20 protein-coding genes and 1 pseudogene are annotated in these 18526 nt (G+C 69.3%); 4 read left to right on the top strand and 17 right to left on the bottom strand.

The features are described from left to right. Positions 1–72: 72 nt before the first annotated feature. The 6 genes from MZV50_RS20670 to MZV50_RS20645 all read right to left on the bottom strand — a co-directional run bounded on the left by MZV50_RS20670 (position 73) and on the right by MZV50_RS20645 (position 6856). Positions 73–2364 (bottom strand): TonB-dependent receptor, encoded by a 2292-nt coding sequence (locus tag MZV50_RS20670; protein WP_252631156.1) that lies wholly within the window; start codon positions 2362–2364, stop codon positions 73–75. Between the two features lie 579 nt (positions 2365–2943). Next, positions 2944–3351 (bottom strand): DUF1801 domain-containing protein, encoded by a 408-nt coding sequence (locus tag MZV50_RS20665; RefSeq protein ID WP_252631155.1) that lies wholly within the window; start codon positions 3349–3351, stop codon positions 2944–2946. Positions 3352–3362: 11 nt separating this feature from the next. Further along, on the bottom strand, positions 3363–3566 hold the full coding sequence (locus tag MZV50_RS20660) for a hypothetical protein (RefSeq protein ID WP_252631153.1): 204 nt from the start codon (positions 3564–3566) through the stop codon (positions 3363–3365). A 5-nt stretch (positions 3567–3571) separates the two neighbouring features. Further along, on the bottom strand, positions 3572–4021 hold the full coding sequence (locus tag MZV50_RS20655; RefSeq protein WP_252631151.1) for an SRPBCC family protein: 450 nt from the start codon (positions 4019–4021) through the stop codon (positions 3572–3574). Next, positions 4018–4341 carry an ArsR/SmtB family transcription factor gene (locus MZV50_RS20650; protein ID WP_252631149.1) on the bottom strand — a complete coding sequence of 108 codons (324 nt, stop codon included), beginning with the start codon at positions 4339–4341 and terminating at the stop codon, positions 4018–4020. The genes MZV50_RS20655 and MZV50_RS20650 overlap by 4 nt, the downstream gene beginning before the upstream one ends. 115 nt (positions 4342–4456) lie before the next feature. After that, positions 4457–6856, bottom strand: coding sequence for a hybrid sensor histidine kinase/response regulator (locus MZV50_RS20645; RefSeq protein ID WP_252631148.1), 2400 nt, complete (start codon positions 6854–6856; stop codon positions 4457–4459). Between the two features lie 60 nt (positions 6857–6916). Between MZV50_RS20645 and MZV50_RS20640 the strand changes: the two genes are divergently transcribed. Next, positions 6917–7396, top strand: coding sequence for a Dps family protein (locus tag MZV50_RS20640; RefSeq protein WP_252631147.1), 480 nt, complete (start codon positions 6917–6919; stop codon positions 7394–7396). A 16-nt stretch (positions 7397–7412) separates the two neighbouring features. After that, positions 7413–8645 (top strand): cell wall hydrolase, encoded by a 1233-nt coding sequence (locus MZV50_RS20635; protein ID WP_252631146.1) that lies wholly within the window; start codon positions 7413–7415, stop codon positions 8643–8645. Between the two features lie 36 nt (positions 8646–8681). Here the strand turns inward: MZV50_RS20635 and trxB are convergent, their stop codons facing one another. Next, a complete protein-coding gene (trxB, locus tag MZV50_RS20630; protein ID WP_252631144.1) occupies positions 8682–9704 on the bottom strand; it encodes a thioredoxin-disulfide reductase in 1023 nt (340 codons plus the stop codon). 60 nt (positions 9705–9764) lie between these two features. On the opposite strand from trxB, the gene MZV50_RS20625 reads away from it, so the two are divergent. Together MZV50_RS20625 and pseI are read left to right on the top strand one after the other, a co-directional pair. Then, positions 9765–9968, top strand: a complete 204-nt coding sequence (locus tag MZV50_RS20625) for a hypothetical protein (protein ID WP_252631142.1) — start codon at positions 9765–9767, stop codon at positions 9966–9968. Positions 9969–10034: 66 nt separating this feature from the next. Further along, positions 10035–11087, top strand: coding sequence for a pseudaminic acid synthase (pseI, locus tag MZV50_RS20620; protein ID WP_252631141.1), 1053 nt, complete (start codon positions 10035–10037; stop codon positions 11085–11087). Here pseI and MZV50_RS20615 read toward each other — a convergent pair. From MZV50_RS20615 to MZV50_RS20575, 10 genes and pseudogenes are all read right to left on the bottom strand, one after another. Continuing rightward, complete coding sequence (locus MZV50_RS20615; protein ID WP_252631140.1) at positions 11084–11716, bottom strand: DUF418 domain-containing protein; 633 nt, start codon at positions 11714–11716, stop codon at positions 11084–11086. The two genes, pseI and MZV50_RS20615, sit on opposite strands and share 4 nt — an antisense overlap. Before the next feature lie 75 nt (positions 11717–11791). After that, positions 11792–12310, bottom strand: a complete 519-nt coding sequence (locus MZV50_RS20610; protein WP_252631139.1) for a DUF418 domain-containing protein — start codon at positions 12308–12310, stop codon at positions 11792–11794. 61 nt (positions 12311–12371) lie between these two features. Continuing rightward, positions 12372–13235 (bottom strand): SDR family NAD(P)-dependent oxidoreductase, encoded by an 864-nt coding sequence (locus tag MZV50_RS20605; protein ID WP_252631138.1) that lies wholly within the window; start codon positions 13233–13235, stop codon positions 12372–12374. 51 nt (positions 13236–13286) lie between these two features. After that, a pseudogene (pseG, locus tag MZV50_RS20600) lies at positions 13287–14266 on the bottom strand (UDP-2,4-diacetamido-2,4,6-trideoxy-beta-L-altropyranose hydrolase). A gap of 34 nt (positions 14267–14300) precedes the next feature. Then, entirely contained in the window at positions 14301–14429 is a 129-nt protein-coding gene (locus MZV50_RS26525) for a hypothetical protein (RefSeq protein ID WP_289781881.1), read from the bottom strand. Then, positions 14430–14657 carry a hypothetical protein gene (locus MZV50_RS20595; protein ID WP_252631137.1) on the bottom strand — a complete coding sequence of 76 codons (228 nt, stop codon included), beginning with the start codon at positions 14655–14657 and terminating at the stop codon, positions 14430–14432. It abuts the gene before it with no gap. 45 nt (positions 14658–14702) lie between these two features. Beyond that, positions 14703–15821, bottom strand: coding sequence for a mitochondrial fission ELM1 family protein (locus tag MZV50_RS20590; RefSeq protein ID WP_252635287.1), 1119 nt, complete (start codon positions 15819–15821; stop codon positions 14703–14705). Between the two features lie 91 nt (positions 15822–15912). After that, positions 15913–16386, bottom strand: coding sequence for a transcription elongation factor GreA (gene greA, locus MZV50_RS20585; protein WP_223391468.1), 474 nt, complete (start codon positions 16384–16386; stop codon positions 15913–15915). A gap of 148 nt (positions 16387–16534) precedes the next feature. Then, positions 16535–18136, bottom strand: coding sequence for a methyl-accepting chemotaxis protein (locus tag MZV50_RS20580; RefSeq protein ID WP_252631135.1), 1602 nt, complete (start codon positions 18134–18136; stop codon positions 16535–16537). Between the two features lie 3 nt (positions 18137–18139). Next, positions 18140–18520: a hypothetical protein gene (locus MZV50_RS20575; protein WP_252631133.1), complete on the bottom strand. Its 381-nt coding sequence runs from the start codon at positions 18518–18520 to the stop codon at positions 18140–18142. Positions 18521–18526 lie beyond the last annotated feature (6 nt).

Here is an 18526-nt window from a genome sequence, read left to right as displayed (position 1 = left end):
CGGAGCTTTCACTCCGGGGCCAGGCAGGGGGAGCCCGGCGGCGCGAGGCCGCCGAGCGGGGGAGGAAGTTCGTTATTTCAGCTTGGCGCTCAGCGAGACGCCGACGATGCGGGGCTCGTTGTAGACGGCGGCCATGTAGTTCTCGATCACGCCCTTGAGGTTCTTCTCATTGGTGATGTTGCGACCGAAGACGGCGATCTCGTAGCCCTTGTCGAGGTTCTCGTAGCCCAGCTTCAGGCCACCCTCGAAGCTGCCCTTCGAGTAGAACTCCTTGGTCTTGTAGAGCACGAAGTTGGTGTAGCCCTGCATGTTCCAGTCGGTCGCGGCGAACACGCGGCCGGCCTCGCCGACCGGGATGTCGTAGCGGGCGGTGAAGTTCAGATTGTACTTCGGGGCGTTCGGCAGCGGCTGGCCGTCGATCTGGGCGAAGGTGTTGGCCCCCACCTTGATCGTCGGGTTTTCGACCGTGCAGACCACCACGCCGTTCAGCGCGCAGACCTGGGCGTAGACGCGCTTGTCCTTGATCTCGCTGTGCAGGTAGCTGGCCCCGGCGGTCAGCAGCAGGTTCTGGACCGGACGCCATTCCAGGTCGGCCTCGACGCCGTAGGCCTTGGCCTTGTCGGCGTTGAACAGCACGCCGTTGCCGTTGCTGTCGTTGCCGTTCAGCTGGATGTCGCTGACCTCATAGGTGAAGGCCGAGGCGTTGAAGCGCAGGGTGTTGTCGAGCAGGAAGCTCTTGAAACCGGCTTCGTACGACAGGATGGTTTCGCTGTCGGCGGTGGTGAAGTCGGCGTTGAACACCGCCGAGCGGCCCTGGATGGTCGGGCCACGGAAGCCCTTGGCCGCGCGGGCGTAGACGCTGACGTCCGGATTGACCTGGTAGTTGGCCGACAGGTCCCAGCTGACCTGCTCGTCGGCCAGGCGCACATAGCGACGGCCGGTGTAGGTCGAGACGTTGGCGGCGTTGTTCGAGGTCTTCTTCAGGACCGTCTTCTTGGCGTCGTAGGTGTCACGTAGGCCGCCCGTGATCGTCAGGGCGTCGGTCAGCTGGTAGCTGACCTGGCCGAACACCGCCCACGAGGTGTTCAGGTTGTTCAGGCTGACCCAGTTGTTGGGGTTGTAGCCAGCCGAGGTCGGCAGCAGGAAATAGCCGCGCTGATAGAAGTCGGTCGTGTCGCGCGAGTCGAAGTACAGGCCGCCGACCTGCCACTTCAGCTTGCCCGAGCCGTTGCTGGCCAGGCGGATTTCCTGGGTCAGCTGGTCCAGGTCGCGGATCTGGCCCATCGACTGGCCGAAGCCGTTCGGAACGCCATTGACCGGGAAGTTGGCCGCCGCGCCGCCGTCGGTGTCGCCGCGGCTGTAGCCCGAGGTGTGCTCCAGCGCGCTGATCGAGGTCAGGGTGACCGGACCGAAGTCGTAGTCGACGTGAGCCGAGATGCCCTGGGTGTCGTACGCTTGCGGGTTGTTGTTGGCTTCGTCGAAGGCGACCTTGTCGCGCGGGGCGTTGCTGTCGTTGCTGCCCTTGGTCAGGGCCTGGCGCAGGAACAGGGTCGAGGTGCCCGAATAGTTGCGGGCGTGGGCCGAGACCAGGACCGACAGCTTGTCGTTCGGCTTGGCCAGAACCTGCAGGCGGGCGTCCTTTTCGGTGAAGCCGCCCATGGCGTTCTTCTTCGGCGTGACGGTGCCGTCGGCGCTGGTCCCGGCGAAGGTGTTGTCCACGTAGTCGTCGCGGTGCTGATAGAGGACCGAGGCGCGGAACATCAGGCCGTCGGCGATCGGGCCGCCGATCCCGCCGTCGAACGTGGTCGTGCCGTACGTGCCGTACGAGGCCGAGAAGCGGCCCTTGAAGTCTTCGCTCGGCTTGATGGTGTCGAACTTGACGATGCCGGCGGTGGTGTTGCGGCCGAACAGCGAGCCTTGCGGACCGCGCAGCACTTCGACCTGGCCGATGTCGAACAGCGGGTTCGACTTCAGGACCACGTGCTCCATGACCACGTCGTCATGGATGATCGACACGGGCTGCGAGGCGCCCAGGTAGAAGTCGATGTTGCCGAGGCCGCGGATGTAGAAGCGCGGGAAGATCCGGCCCGTGGTGGTCTCGGCGTAGAAGCTGGGGACCTTGCCCGACAGGGCCAGGATGTCGCCGCCGTCGGCGGTGACGGCGCGCAGTTGGTCGCCCGAGACGGCGGCCACCGACAGCGGCACCTTCTGCAGGTTTTCCGAGCGGCGCTCGGCGGTGACGACGATCTCGTCCAGGGCGGTGGCGCTGGCGTCGGCCTGGCGCGCCTGGGCGGCGCCGGCGAAGGCCATGGCCGCGGCAGCCGCGCCCATCAGGCAGACCAGCTTGCGGGAAGTCGAATGCATGAGAGAACCTTTCATCGCGGCCGTTGGCGGCCGTCTTCGTGAAGCTCCGGAGCGGGCGGAAGACGATTCCTCGCCACCGCGCCCCCGAGCGCGCTCGCGCTCATAGGCGCTTTCGATGTCGGTTCAGTGAAGTTTTACTTACTTGCATCGCGTGAGCCCGCGCGTGTGGCGCCCGCGCCTCACGGGGAGGGGCGACTCCCGGGGTGGCCGCTTCCGGTCGCCGGTCCCCCAACCGGACGACCGGCACGACCTCGCCGCCTCACGACAGGCGGCGAGAACGGTGCGCTCCCCGGATGGCTTCTTCCCGGGGAGACTTGAGAAACCGTGATTTCGGTGGGGTGGTTCCACCGGAAGGCGGTCTGGGCGGAGCGACATCGGCCAGGCCGGTGACGTTTTCCCAGCCCCACGAGCCGTCTCCCCGGCGAAAGCCGGGGCCCAGATTCAGGCGATGAGGCCGGGGCTGACGCGCCTTTTCGCCCTGCTATTCCGATGAACACCCTTGGTTCGATCTGGGCCCCGGCTTTCGCCGGGAAGGGCGGGATTTTTTGGACGTCCAATGCGAAGGCGAACATCCTCGCCCTACGCCTTGCCCTTCTTCTTTCCCGCTGCATTGACCGCCGCCGCCGCGTGGATCAGGTCCTTGAACGCCGCCTCGTCGATCGGCTCGCCTTGCCGGAAGTCGATGGCCCGGCGGACATTGCCGTCCAGGCTGGAATTGAACAGGCCCTTGGGGTCGGGGACCGAGGCGCCCTTGGCGAAGGTGGTCTTGACGTAGGCCTTGTAGGTCTCGCCGGTGCAGATCAGGCCGTCGTGCGACCAGACCGGCTTGCCCCACTTCCATTCCTCGGCCACGCCGGGATCGGCCTCCAGGATCAGGGCGCGCAGGCGGGCCAGGATCTCGCCGCGCCAGTCGCCCAGCTCGGCGATGGCGTTGTCGATCAGGTCCGAGACCGGGACGCCTGCGGGGGCGGGCTTCATCTTGCTCATGGGTCTTGTCCTCAGGCCTTCCGCCGCGCCTTCAGGGCGTACGGCAGCACGAACAGATAGAGCCCCGTGACCAGCAGCAGGATCAGCGGGATCAGGGCGAAGAGGCCGACCCAGAAGGGCGGCTGGCCTCGAGTCATCACCACGATGTAGCCCAGCACTCCGGCGGTGAAGGCGATCGACAGCCAGCGGTGGACCTGGCGCATCAGCGTGCTCATGACGATCAGGCCTCCCCGGTCCGGTCGTCTTGGGCCAGCAGGGTTTCCAGCTTGTCCAGGAAGCTCTTCCAGCCGGCGTGGGCGCCGCCGAAGGCCTGCTTCTGATCGGGACGGAACCCGGCCTGCTCCATGCGCAGGCGCGTGCCGGTCGGCGTCGGGGTCAGGGTGAAGGTCACGACGCTGGTCAGGTCGAAGGCGGGGTCCCCGTGCTTGAAGTTCCAGCTGTAGGACAGGCTGGTGGGCGGCTCGAGGGCCAGCACCTCGCAGTCCAGCACGCCGCCCCATTCGCCGCGCAGGTTGAAGCGGTGGCCGACCTTGGGCGCGAAGTCGTTCTTCATCAGCCATTCCTCCATCAGGTGCGGCTGGGTCAGGGCCCGCCACAGCTTTTCGGGCGCGTGGGCGATGTCGCGTTCGACGACGACGGTCTTGGTGTCCGCAGGGATGTTCTGGGTCATTGGTCCATCCTGTTCAGAAGGTTTTCGAGCGCGTCGAAGCGGGCTTCCCAGAAGCCGGCCATCTGGCGCGTCCAGTCGATCAGCGGGGCCAGGGCGCCCGGCTGGGCGGAATAGTGGGTCTGGCGACCCTCGTGGCGGTCGCGCACCAGCCCGGCGTCGCGCAGCACGATCAGGTGCTTGGACACCGCCGGCTGGCTGACGCCGGCCTGGGCGGTCAGGGCCCCGACCGTCTGCTCCCCGTCACGGCACAGCCGTTCGAACAGGGCGCGCCGGGTCGGATCGGCGAGGGTGCGGAACAGGGCGTCGGGCGTGGGGGACATGGGATAATTTATAACTGGTGAGCTATGGGTTTTTTCATAACTCTGTAGTTATGGATCTGTCAAGCGCCTCTCCTCCCTGCGATGCGGGGGAGCAGAGCACAGGCAGAGCATGGGCTCAGTGCGGCCGCGCGCGCGCCAGGGCCTGGGCCAGGGTCTCCAGGGAGAACGGCTTGGAGATGAACGGCCAGTCGCCGGCCCGCGCGCGGCCCTGGTCGCCGCCGGTGTAGCCCGAGCACAGCACCACCGGCAGGCCCGGCCGGGTCGCGGCGAGCTGCTCGGCCAGGTCCACGCCGCTCTTGCCGCCGGGCATGATCACGTCGCTGAGCACCAGTTGGATGCCGACGTCCTGTTCCAGGCGAACCAGCGCCTCGTCGACGCCGCCGGCCCGGATGACGCTGTGACCCAGGTCGTTCAGCATGGCGTCGATCAGCTCGGCCACCTGGGGATCGTCCTCGACCAGCAGCACGCGCGAGGGGACCTGGGCCTGGACATGGTCGATCTTGGGCGCGGATAGGATGACGGTGTCGCCCTCGACGACCGGCAGCAGCAGGACCACGGTCGCGCCCTGGCCGGGCTTGCTCTCGATGTCGACCCAGCCGCCCGACTGCCGCGCGAAGCCGTAGACCTGGGATAGGCCCAGGCCCGTGCCTTCGCCGGGCGCCTTGGTGGTGAAGAACGGCTCGACCGCGCGGGCGATCGTCGCCGCGTCCATGCCCGAGCCGGTGTCGCGCACGGCCACGCGCAGGTATTTTCCGGGCTCCAGCTCGCCATGCCTCTTGGCGATGGTGATCGGGCGGGACTCGATGGTGACCTCGCCGCCCGGCGGCGTGGCGTCGCGGGCGTTGACGACCAGGTTCAGCAGGGCCGCCTCGAACTGGCCGGCGTCGATCCGGGCCGAGCGCACCCCGGCCCCCAGTCGCAGGTTGAAGGTATAGGCGTCGCCCAGGGCCCGCCGCAGCAGCCCCTCGGACTCGGCGATCAGGCGGTCGACGCGACAGACCTCGGGCTTCAGCGGCTGGCGGCGCGCGAAGGCCAGCAGGTGCTGGGTCAGCTTCTCGCCGCGCTTGGCCGCCGCCAGGGCCGCCCCGACCATCTTCTCACGCCGGACGGCGTCCCCGGGGTGACGCTCGACCACGTCCAGGGCGCCGATGATCACCGTCAGCAGGTTGTTGAAGTCGTGGGCCACCCCGCCGGTCAGCTGGCCGATCGCCTCCAGTTTCTGCGACTGCAGCAGCGCGGCCTGGGCCGCGTCGCGCTCGGCCACGGCGGCCGCGACGCGGTCGGCCAGCAGCTCGTTGACCCCGGTCAGATTGGCCTCGGCCTGCTTGGCGTCGGTGGTGTCGAAGGCGATGCCGATGAAGCCCAGGAAGGCGCCGTCGGGGCCGAAGCGCGGCTGCGAGAACGACTTCAGCCAGCGCCACTCGCCGTCGGCCCGCCGATAGCGACCCTCCAGGTTGAACGGCCGGCGCGAGGCCTCGCCCGCGACCTGGGCCTTCAGGATCCCCGGCAGGTCCTCGGGGAACAGGCGCGTGCGCCAGTCCAGGGTCAGGGCCCCGTCATAGTCGAGGCCGGTGTATTCGACATAGGCGCGGTTGACGAACTCGCGGATGCCGCCGGGCCGCGAGACCCACATCAGGGCCGGGGCGCTGTCGGCCAGGTTCCGGAACCGCGCCTCGCTCTCGCGCACCTGTTCTTCCGAGCGACGGCGGTTGGTGACGTCGAAGTTCAGGCCGATCATGCGGATCGCCCGTCCGTCCTCGTCGCGGATCACCTCGCCGCGGCCGTGCACCCAGCGCTCGCCCTGGCCGGTGTCGGACAGGCGGTACTCGACCTCGTAGTCCTCCAGGCCCTTGAGCGCCCGGCGCAGCCGCTCGCGCACCCAGTCGCGGTCGTCGGGATGGACGTGGGTGGGCAGTTGTCCGGGATCCACGCGCTCGTGCTCGGGGATGCCCAGGTTGCGGCGCGCGGCGGGCGACAGGTAGAGCTCGCCCGTGCGCAGGTCGAAGTCCCAAGGGCCCACGCCGGCGGCCGTCTGGGTCACCCGCAGGCGGGCCTCGGCGTCGGCGCGCTCCTCGCGAGCCCGCGCCAGGCCGCGCATCGCGCCGCGCAGGCCTTCCGCCGCCGCGACCACCATGACGCCGCACAGCAGGAAAATGACCATGGTGGCCAGCTCGTCCTCGCTGAGGGGCTCGCCATAGCGTCCGCCCCACAGCCACCAGCCGAACGCCCCGCCGGCCGCGACCGGAACCAGGCCCCAGCGCCAGCCCGCGTAGAGGGTGACCAGCATGATCGCTGGGAAGAACGGCTGGGTCGCGCCGACCCCGCCATGCAGGCCCAGCAGGGCGACGCGCATCAGGACCGCCATCGCCACGCCGATCAGGGCCGCGACCGCGCATCGCCAGGCGGGCGGCGGAACCGGAGGGATCAGCCACGCGCTAAGCAGACTATGGATTCGACCGTGCTCGTCGGAAGCCAAGTTCGGGGCGTCTTTATTCTCCACCTCTGCTCCCCGCAAAGATGTCTTGCCATGAGCATGGACACGCTTACCTAGAGCACGCAACACGGGAGATCATTGATGGCCGACGCCCTCAACACCGGACTGACCGCCAAACAACGCGCGGACATCGCCGCCTCGCTCAGCAAGGTTCTCGCCGACAGCTACGCGCTCTATCTCAAGACGCACGGTTATCACTGGAATGTTCGCGGTCCGAACTTCCAGTCGCTGCACGTTCTGCTCGAGGGTCAGTACCAGGAAGAGTGGGCGGCGCTGGACGACATCGCCGAGCGTATTCGCGCTCTGGGCGAGTTGGCGCCGCAGGGCTACGGCGCGTTCGGTAATCTCTCCAGCCTCAAGGACGGCAATCCCGAAAATGAGTGGGAAGCCATGGTGAGCGAGCTGAAAGCCGACAATGAAACGGTTATCCGCACCTTGCGCGAGGCGTTCCCGGTCGCCGACGACGCCGGCGACGAGGCCACGGCCGATCTTCTGACCCAGCGCCTCCAGGCCCACGAGAAGCACGCCTGGATGCTGCGCTCCACCCTCGGTAGCAAGTAGCCGCGCCGGGGGCGGGGTGGGGACCCTGATCGAAAACCAGGTCTGGAAAGCCGCCGCGACCGCCTTGGTCGTCGGCGGCCTGACCGCGTGCGCGACGCATTACGTGCCGGCCGCCGCGGGACGCGAGGGCGGCCTGATGCGCATCACGTCCAGCTTCAGCGAGCGGGGCCTGCGACGCTATGTCGCCGACATGGATCCCGCCATGCTGGCCCTGGCGCGCCGTCACGACCCGCGTCCGCGCAAGGACTACTGGGGGCGCGTCCGGGGCTGGGAGGTGATCAATCTCAAGGACATCCCCCGGATCGGCGACCGCGAGCCCGACTTCGACGAGGCGCGGCTGATCAATTCGCTGCGCCCGATGGTCCCCGAAGGCCTGGAGGCCGCACGGCCGTTCGTGCTGACCGGCTCGTCCGACGCCCGCGCCAAGGCGCTGAACTGCCTGGCCCAGGCGGTCTATTACGAGGCCGGCTTCGAGCCGGGCGAGGGCCAGATGGCCGTGGCCCAGACGGTGATCAACCGTATGCGCCACCCAGGCTATCCGAAGTCGATCTGCGGGGTGATCTACGAGGGCGCGGCGCGCGCGACCGGCTGCCAGTTCAGCTTCGCCTGCGACGGCTCCCTGGCCCGGGTTCCGGTGCCGACCCTGTGGGCCAACGCCCAGGCCGTGGCGCGCCGGGCGCTGAACGGCTTCGTGTTCAAGCCGGTGGGCACGGCCACCCACTACCACGCCGACTACGTCTCGCCGTACTGGGCCCCGACCCTGGTCAAGCTGAAGCAGTTCGGCCAGCACATCTTCTATCGCTGGACCGGGCCGTCGGGGATGCTGCGGGCCTTCACCGGCCGCTACTCCGGCAACGAGACGGTGAGCGCCGAGATCCTGATGGCCGCCGACCCGCGCACGCTGGAGGCCGCTCCGCCCGAGGTGCTGGCCGCCCAGAACGCCCCGGCCCCCGCCGTCGGCGCGGCGGCCCAGATGCTGGGGGTCTCGAACCTGGTCCTGCCCGACGCCAAGCTGGTCTCGGTGCCCGACGCCAACTCGCCGAGTGGCGAGCGGGTTACCGTGCAGGGCACGGTGGCCGGGCGGAGGATCCCGACGGCGGACGAGATCGCCCGCATCAACAAGGCGCTGGAAGCGGTCAGCGAACCCGCGCCGCCGGCCGTCGAGGCGCCCGCCGCGCCCGCCGCGCCGCCACCGCCGCCGCCCAAGCCGAAGCCTCGGCCGCCGAGCCTGCTGAATCCGTTGAACTGAGACCTGAAAATCCTCCCCCAGCGGGGGAGGATTGGATCACCAAACCCCGATCTTGTTCGCTTCCGCGTGGCTGATCGGGTGGTGGGCGGCCTTGTGGTCTTCCTCGGCCAGGAAGCGCACGGCTTCCAGGGCGGCCATGCAGCCCATGCCGGCGGCCGTCACGGCCTGGCGGTAGACGTCGTCGGTCACGTCGCCGGCGGCGTAGACGCCCTCGATCGCGGTCGAGGCGGTGCCCGGCTTGACCTTCAGATAGCCGCCGGAGTTGCGATCCAGCTGGCCGGCGAACAGCTCCGACGACGGCGCGTGGCCGATGGCGATGAACACGCCGTCGGCGGCGATATCGGTGGTCTCGCCGGTCTTGATGTTCTTCAGACGCGCGCCGGTGACGCCCGCCGGTTGTCCATTTTGGGGATCGGTCTCGCCGACCACCTCGTCGATGACGCTGTCCCAGACCACCTCGATCTTGGGATGGGCCAGCAGGCGCTCCTGCAGGATCTTCTCGGCGCGCAGCTCGTCCTTGCGGTGGACCAGGGTCACCTTGCTGGCGAAGCTGGTCAGGAACAGGGCCTCTTCCACGGCGGTGTTGCCGCCGCCGACCACGATGACGGCCTTGTTGCGATAGAAGAAGCCGTCGCAGGTGGCGCAGGCCGACACGCCGAAGCCCTGGAAGCGGCTCTCGCTCTCCAGGCCCAGCCACTTGGCCTGGGCGCCGGTGGCGATGATGATCGTCTCGGCGATCCAGTCCTGGCCACTGTCGGTCTTGACCGTGAACGGGCGCTTGCTGAGGTCGACCGACAGCACGATGTCGTTGACCAGCTCGGTCCCGACATGCTCGGCCTGGGCGCGCATCTGGTCCATCAGCCACGGACCCTGGATCACGTCAGCGAAGCCCGGATAGTTCTCGACGTCGGTCGTGATGGTCAGCTGGCCGCCCGGCTGGATGCCGGCGATCAGCACGGGTTTCAGCAGCGCGCGGGCGGCATAGATGGCGGCGGTATAGCCAGCGGGGCCCGAACCGATGATCAGGCAGCGCGTTTGGCGGGGAGCGGTCGTGGACATGGCCGCAGATATAGTGTCGATTCCACTCAGTGGCGACACAAGCCACATGGAGGAAATCGCATGAAGCTGGGAATCCTGCTGTGCGCGGCCATCGTCTCGCTGTTCGCGGGTCTGGCCAATCTGTGGTTCGGCGACGTCAGCATCGGCGTCGGCATGGTCGGCGTCTTCTGCGCCATCGCCGGATTCGCCGCCTGGATGGGCAAGCGCGATTACGACGCCCGGCCGGTCGAGCCGCCGGCCATGGAACGTGGCGTCGTCGAGTAGCGATTGACGCCTCGTCCACCTTTGCGGGGTTAAACTGGCGGCAACCACGTTCGCGGCTGATCCGTCATGTCCCACCCCTTCATCGAGATCGCCGGCCGCAAGATCGGCGTTGATCACGCGCCCTATGTGATCTGCGAGCTTTCGGGCAATCACAACGGCAGCCTCGAGCGCTGCCTTTCGATGGTCGACGCCGCGGCCGACACCGGCTGCGACGCGATCAAGATCCAGACCTATACCGCCGACACCATCACCCTGGACGTCGACCGGCCCGAATTCCGGATCCACGGCGGTCTGTGGGACGGCCGCTCGCTGTACGAGCTTTACCAGGAAGCCCAGACGCCGTTCGAATGGCACGCGGCCATCTTCGAGCGCGCCCGCCAGCGTGGGGTGACGATCTTCTCCAGCCCGTTCGACGAGACCGCCGTCGACCTGCTGGACAGCCTGGGAGCCCCGGCCTTCAAGATCGCCTCGTTCGAGGCCGTCGACCTGCCGCTGATCAAGTACGCGGCCAGCAAGGGCAAGCCGCTGATCATCTCGACCGGCATGGCCAATCTCGAGGAGATGCGGACGGCCCGCGATACGGCCCTGGCGGCCGGCGCGGCGGGCGTGCTGCTGCTGCACTGCGTGTCCAGCTATCCCGCGACCTTCGCCGACGCGAACGTCCGCACGGTCCCCGACATGGCCGCCCGCTTCGGCTGCCCGGTCGGCCTGTCCGACCACACGCCGGGCACGGCCGCCTCGGTGGCGGCGGTGTCGGTCGGCGCCTGCTGCATCGAAAAGCACTTCACCCTGGCCCGCGCCGACGGCGGACCGGACGCGGCCTTCAGCCTGGAGCCGGCCGAGTTCAAGGCCCTGGTCGACGACACCAGGAACGCCTGGGCGGCGCTGGGCGCGGCCCACTACGACGTGCTGGGCGCCGAGCGCGCCAACCTGCAGTTCCGCCGCTCGCTCTACGTCACGTCAGACATCAAGGCTGGCGAGACGCTGTCTCGCGCCAACATCCGCTCGGTCCGCCCCGGCAACGGCCTGCCGCCCGGCGAGCTGGACAAGGTCCTGGGCAAGCCCGCGTCGCGTGACATCTCGCGCGGCGAGCCGCTGGACTGGTCGATGGTGGGCTAGGCTTCCGCCGCCTTGCGCAAAGGCGTCGGGCCCCGATAGGCCAGCCGCCACAGCCATTCCAGCGGCCCCATGGAAAAGCGCTTGAGCCACCAGCGGGACCACAGGATCTGGGCGATCCAGATCGCCACGACGATCCCCGCCAGAGCGGGCCGATCCAGCTTGCCGTACAGCACGGGCCCCCGGCCGCCATACGACAGCACCGTCATGATCACCGACTGCATCAGATAGTTGGTGAAGGCCATCTGGCCCGCCGGGGCCAGCACGGCGGGGATGGCGCGCCAGACCCGGCTCCGCGACGCCAGAGCCAGCAGGGCCAGGTAGCCCAGGCTGACCGCCGGGGCGGTGAGCGCCTGCATCCAGCGCGCCAGGCGGCCCAGCATCTGCGGATGCGACGGGACGGCCAGGTACAGCGCCAGGACCGCGGCGACCAGGACCAGCGCCGATAGGCCGATGGCCGCCAGGACCTTGTGCGCGGCCGGCGACAGCTGGCCCTTCAGCACGCCCGTCTTGAACAAGCCCATGCCCATCAGCATCAGCGCCAGCACCATCAACGGCCAGATCGGCGGCCACTGCCACGAACCGGTGACGAAGTCCCAATAGCCGTGGGCGTTCTGGGCGAGGGAGCTCATGAAGTCGCCGCTGAACCGGGCGGTTTCCGCGCTGGCCTTGTCGGCGATCCGGGCGGCCAGGTCCGGCGGGATCGGCTAGTCGAAGCGCGCCGCGCGGCTGAGCATGCGCCACAGCTCCCAGCCCTGGATGGCCAGGTGCAGGACGATCCCCGTCGTCAGCAGCCGCCGCGCCGACCAGCCCCGGACCAGCAGCACGATCAGACCGACCACGGCGTAGAACGACAGCACGTCGCCCTGCCAGATCACCAGGCCGTGCAGCAGGCCGATGGCCAGCAGAGCCAGCAGGCGCTTGACGATCATCGTCGTACGGTCGCGGTCGCCCCCCTCGCCGCCGACCAGCAGCACCGAGGCCCCGAACAGCATGCCGAACAGGGTGTAGAACTTCTGCTGGAAGAACACCTGGGTGACCCACCAGACAGCCAGGCTGGCCGGCGCCTGGCCGTGCGGCCAGAACGGCACGCTCTCGGCCACGGACTCCGGTTCGAAGGCGACAGGGATGTTGCACAGCAGGATCCCCAGGATCGCCAGGCCCCGCAGCGAGTCGAGAAGGACGATGCGGTCCTTCGTCCGGTCCGGCGTCCCGTCCTTCGGCATTGATTCCCCCTCGCTCAGGCGGCGATGCTGAGCGCGCGGAGCGGGAACTACAATCCTAAATCTATGATCCCGGCAGCAGCCCCAGGCGCTGGCCCGTGATGCGGTCCAGGGTGCGCTTGGGCAGGATCTCCGTCATCAGCACCTGCATCGGCGAGGGCGAGACGACATAGCGGACCTTGGGCCGAGGCGCGGTCAGGGCGGTGGCGATGGCCTCGCCGATCGCCTCGGGCGCCAGCCCGGCCTTGCCGATCTGCAGCATGTAGGCGCGCAGCCGGTCCAGGGCCGTGGCGTAGACGGTATTGGCGTAGCGGCTGGTGTCGATCTGGTCGGCCTTGTCCCAGATCGGCGTCGCCACCGCCCCGGGCGCGACCACCACCACGTCGACGCCGAACAGCAGCATCTCGCGACGCAGGGCTTCTGACAGACCCTCCAGTCCGAACTTGCTGGTGCAGTAGGGGGCCATGAACGGGTTGGCGTTACGGCCGCCGACCGAGGAGATGTTGACGATGCGGCCGGCGTCGGCGCGGCGGGGCCCGCCCGCGCCGAGCAGGGGCGCGAAGGCCTGGGTGGCGATGACCACGCCGGTCAGGTTGACCTCCAGCTGCTGGCGCCATTCGTCGACAGGCAGATAGAGCAGGGGGCCGGCCACGGCGATCCCGGCGTTGTTGACCAGGCCGGCCAGGGTCGCGCCCGCCAGGGCGGCCTCGACCTGGCTGGCGCCGGCCTTGACGGCGGCTTCGTCGGTGACGTCGAACAGCAGGGGGGTGAACGCCTCGCCGAACTCGGCCTTCAGGCGGTCGGCGTCGGCCTGTTTGCGCACGCTGCCGAAGACGTGGAAGCCCTTGCCCGTCAGCACCTTGACCGAGCCCCAGCCGATGCCGGTGGAGACGCCGGTGACCACCACGGATTTCTTGTTCCGAGACATGTTTCGCCCTCCCTTGCCTGAAAGGAGAGTGGGGTAGGCGAACGCTGTTCGCTAGAGGGCCGCCAGAAAAGCTTCGGCCGCGCGGTCCGCGCCCAGGCCGTCGCAGACGGTGGCGCTGGCCGCCGACAGGGCGGCGCGGGCGTCGGTGTCGACCAACAGCGTCTTGACGGCGCGGGTAAAGGCGGTCTCGAAATCCGCCGCGTGGACGTCCAGGCAGGGGAGGCGCCGGCCGCTTCCAGGGCCCGGGCGGCGGCGACCTGGTTGTCGGCCAGGACCAGGGTCAGGGTCGGCAGGGCCAGCACGCAACGCTCCCAGGTGGTCGAGCCTCCGGCCCCGATCGCCAGGTCGGCCTCCAGCGCCAGCTGTGGCATGTGCTGGGTGTCGACGTGCAGCTCGACGCGCGGGTCATCGGCCGCCAGGGCCCACAGCGCCGGCAGGCTGGGTGCGCCGCCGCCCAGGACGAGGTCGAGCTTGGCCTCGCCGGCGAGAGGCCGCAGCAGTCGGACGACCCGCTGGGTGATCCCGCCGACGTCGGTCAGGCCCAGCGACACCAGGATGCGCCGCACGGGGCTCTTCTCGGCGCGTCGGCCCAGCGCCTCGTCGCGCAGGGCGGCGAAGGCCGGACGCACGGGCGCGAAGCTTGGACCCAGCAGCAGCTTGGCGTCCGGCGGGACCAGGCCGGCATAGTCCTCCGCCCGCCGCGCCGGGCCCGAGTCCAGCACCATGTTCGCCGCCAGCGGCCGGTCGGCCAGATCGTCGATGACCAGGCTGGGGCGACCCTTGGCGATCGCGCGATGGTCGTCGGCGGCGAGGGCGTAGCTGTCGAACACCAGGGCGTCGAAGCCGTCGTCGGCGTCGACGCGGGCCATGCCGGCGGCGAAGGCGTCCAGCACCTTGGCGACCTCGGGCGTCGCCTTGAACGCGCAGGTCGCGCCGCGCGCCTCCAGCGTTCGCGCCAAGGTCAGCGACCGCATGACATGCCCGCCGCCCACGCTGGGTCCGGCGGCGCAGATGAAGAGGATGCGGGTCATGCCCGTGGGCCGTGTCGTCGGTGGGATGCGATCTCTAGGATTTTCGATCGCGTTGCTGCTTCTTCCGTTCCCGGATGTAGCCGCGCATGAAGAACCAATGGACGCCGAACGCGCCCAGGATAGCGATCCAAAGGATCAGCTGCATTCGGAAGAATGGGTCCATTCAATCCTCCACCCGATAGAGAATGTAATGGAGCGCGCCTTGTAGAGCAACGAAGCTCGCCAAGGCGCCAACCACGAGCAACGCGTTGGCATGGCCCGCCACCAAGGGCTGGAGAAACGCCGAGCCCACGAAGGCGATGGACGCCGTGTCGCAGGTCGCCGCCAGCGCCTTGCGCTGTTCATTACGCGCGGCCTTGCAGGCGCGAGAAATGATCGGCAACTCAATCATGGCGCGAACGTAACGCGAACATTCGCGCGTCGGCAATTGGAAAAATCAGGCTTTCGGCCTGGTCGCGCGAGGCTTGCGGGGCTTGGACGCCGACGCGTCCTCGACCGTCGGCGCCGCGACCGCGGGTTCCGGGATTTCCACCCCGATCATCGCCAGCACCGCCCGCGCCGCCCGGTCGGTCTCGTTGACGGGTTCGTAGGTCCAGCCATGGAAGGCGCCGCCATAGGGCCGGGCCGCGCCCCTGCTTTCCAGCTCCTCGTGAAACAGCCGGAACTTCAGGCTGGAGCCGTCCATCTTCAGCACGAAGACGGGCTTGCCGGTCGAGGCCGCCTCGGTGGCCATGTTGGTCGAGTCCTCGGTGACGAGGATGTAGTCGGCGCCGGCCAGGAAGGCGAAGTAGGGGTTCGGTCCCTCGCTGTTCCCTTTCCCATCTGGCCAGATCACCCCCGGCAGGTGGCGCAGCCGGGCGGTCATCAGCGCGCGAGCCGGCTCGGGCGTGCGCCGCGAGAAGGTCATCAGCAAGCTGCCGCCTTCCTGCTCCAGCGGGATCTGGATCGAGTGGGCGATCTGGGCGGCGCGCTCGCTGGAGAGATCGAAGGCCTTGGACTTGCCCCCGACCAGCACCGCCACGCGCGGACGGGGCAGGGGATCGATCACGCTCTTGAACGCCGCGTACTCGGCCTCTAGTCGCGCCGGCGTCGTCCGGTGGGGCGAGCCGGTGATCGGCAGCACGTTGTCGCCGGTCAGGCGGTCGTGCCGGGGCGGGATCACCAGGTCGAACATGTGGGCCGGCACCCGCGGGTCCTGGATCTGGACCACGTGGGTGCGGCCGCCCGACCAGCGCTTGGCCCGGATCGAGAGGGGCAGGGTGGCGCGGCCGGCGGCGATCCAGACGTCGGGCCACGCGCTGTCCTCGCCCTCCCGGCGCTTGCCGGTCGGGATCCCGCTCTCCGGCGTCAGCCAGCGCTTGGGCAGGAGGTTCAGCCACCAGGGCAGGCGACCCGTGTCGCCCTTCCAGGCGACGCGCTTGACGGTGACCTCGCAGGGGACCAGGCGCGCCAGGGCCTCCGACAGACCCACCACCTGGGCCTCGATGCCGGCGCGGCCGTCGGACACGGCCCACACTCGCAGGGGGAGCTTGGGAGCTTCGGTCAAGTCGTCGATCCCGAACAACGCAAACGAAACGAGGCCGCTTAGCTTAAGCGGCCTCGTTCCCTTGAACTCGCAATATGGCGCGGCTTGGGCGGCGGACCGCCTACAGCCACTCCACCTTGGTGATCTCGTAGGCCTTCACGCCGCCGGGCGTGTTGACCTCGACCACCTCGCCGACTTCCTTGCCGATCATCGCGCGCGACAGCGGCGACGAGACAGAGATGCGGCCCGACTTCACGTCGGCCTCATGCTCGCCGACGATCTGGTAGCGGGCCTCGTCCTCGGTGTCCTCGTCGATCACCGACACGGTCGCCCCGAACTTGATCTGCTTGCCCGAGAGCTTCGACACGTCGATGACCTGGGCGCGCGCGATCTTGTCCTCGATCTCGGCGATCTGGCCTTCGATCCAGCCCTGACGCTCCTTGGCGGCATGGTACTCGGCGTTTTCCGACAGGTCGCCGTGCGAGCGCGCCTCCGCGATCGCGGCGATCACGGCCGGTCGTTCGATGGTCTTCAAACGCTTCAGTTCTTCGTCGAGGGTTTGATACCCACCGACGGTCATCGGCACTTTTTCCATTGCGGATTTTAGCTCGGACGCCTTGGGAGGAAAGACTTCCGGTCGCGGGCGCTCACAACCGGGGGCTGGGAGGATAGGCGCCCCGTTCTGGATACGCAAGGGGGCGAGCTTGGCCTTAAGGGGTTTGGGCCGACGGCGCCTGGCTCCCTCAGGCGCGGCGTCGCGCCGGTTCGCGCGCCGTCCGCGGCAGCTCGAACTGGCCGACCAGGTCGGCCAGCAGGGCCGCGTCGGCGTTCAGGGTCTGGGTGGCCACCGAGGTCTGTTCGACCATGCCGGCGTTCTCCTGCAGCACCTGATCCATCTGGTTCACCGCGCCGTTCACCTGGCTCAGGCCGTGCGCCTGGCTCTGGGCGGAGGCTGCGATCTCGCTGACCAGCCCGTCGATTTCGGCGATCTGCGAGACCATCCGCTCCAGCGCCTCGCCGGTGCGGCCGACCAGGCCGACGCCCGCCTCGACCTGGTGGGACGAGGTCGAGATCAGGGTCTTGATCTCCTTGGCCGCCTCGGCCGAGCGCTGGGCCAGAGCGCGAACTTCCTGGGCGACGACCGCGAAACCCTTGCCGCTGTCGCCGGCGCGGGCGGCCTCGACCCCGGCGTTCAGGGCCAGCAGGTTGGTCTGGAAGGCGATCTCGTCGATCACCGAGATGATGTTGGTGATCTCTTGCGACGAGCCTTCGATGGCGGTCATGGCGGCGACGGCCTGTTGCACCACCTCGCCCGAGCGGCGGATGTCGTCGCGGGCGCGGGCCACCACCTCGGCGGCCTTCTTGGCGCCCGAGGCCGTCTGGCCGACCGTGACGGTGATCTCGTCCATGGCCGCGGCGGTCTCTTCCAGGCTGGCGGCCTGGCGCTCGGTGCGGCGCGAGAGACTGACCGAGGCGTCGGCGATCTGGTCGGAGCCGGCGCGCACGCCGTCGACCCGGCCCTCGATCACCGACAGGGCGTCGGCCAGCTTGCCGGCGGCGGTGTTGTAGTCGGCGCGCAAGGGCTCGAAGGCCTCGGCGAAGCGGGTCTCCAGGCGGGCGGTCAGGTCGCCGCGCGCCAGGTGCGACAGGGCCTGGCCCAGGGCGGCGATGGCCGCGTCGCGCTGGGCCTCGGCCCGTTCGCGGGCGGCGGTGTTGACGACCCGGGTCTCTTCCTCCGAGCGGCGGGCGTCCTCGGCCGCGTCATTGGCGGCGCGGGCCTCGCCGACGGCCGCCTCGGCCTTGGCGCGGGCGCTGGAGGCGACGGCGAACATCGAACTGACGCTGGCGGTGACGGCGATCAGGGCGCCGGCCTCGACGATCAGGATCACGGCGTGGACGATCACGCGGCCCAGGCTGGCCGAGCCGGGGAAAACGGCGCTGGGCAGCAGGTAGGACAGGCCCAGGTGATGCACGGCCACGGTCGCGGCGGCGGCGGCGATGACGACCCAGTCGCAATAGACCACCAGCAGGGCCAGGGCCGCGAAATAGGCCATGTGCATGTCGGTCTGCCAGGCGTGGCCGCCCAGGGCGGCGACCAGCAGCGAGACCTGGGCCATCAGGGCCACGCCGACCAGCGAACGCCCGGCCGAGCCCTCGCCGCCGAAGCGCCAGGCCAGGGTCGCGCCCGTCGCCGCCAGGGCCGAGGCGACCATCAGGCCCGTCAGGCCGCCATGCACCGTCAGGCGCGCGGCCAGCACCACCGGGATCATGGCCCAGGCCAGGATGACGATCAGCTTGCCGCCGACCGCGCGTTGGGCGTCGAGGTTCGAGAACGAGAGCTTCATGAATCAGACGGGGTCTTGAGAGGAAAGGTCCGAGGCCGGGCGCGCGCAGGCGCCGGCCAGGGCGGGGTCGAGCAGCAGCAGCGCGCCGGCCTGCCGCGCGCGCTGTAGGAGGTCGGCGGGGCCCCTGTCGTCGGGGGCCGCGCGCAGGATCACGATGAATGGCGCGCCGCCGGCGCCGGCGATGTCGCCGGCCGATCCGGCCGCGCCGACGATCTGGGCGGGGCTCCACCACGGCGGGAACACCGCCGCCACCCGTCCCGGCGTCCGGGGGTGGGCGTCGACGGCGACGGCCGCGAAAAGGCTGAGAAGAACCCCTAGGGTTGCAAGGGCGGTCGGACCGGCGACGGCGGCGAGGCGGCGCGTCGCGGGGATCCGAGGGCTCAAGACGGG

Source organism: Caulobacter segnis (assembly GCF_023935105.1).
In the GTDB taxonomy this organism is placed as follows: domain Bacteria; phylum Pseudomonadota; class Alphaproteobacteria; order Caulobacterales; family Caulobacteraceae; genus Caulobacter; species Caulobacter segnis_B.
This window is presented reverse-complemented; position numbering and strand designations above follow the sequence as displayed.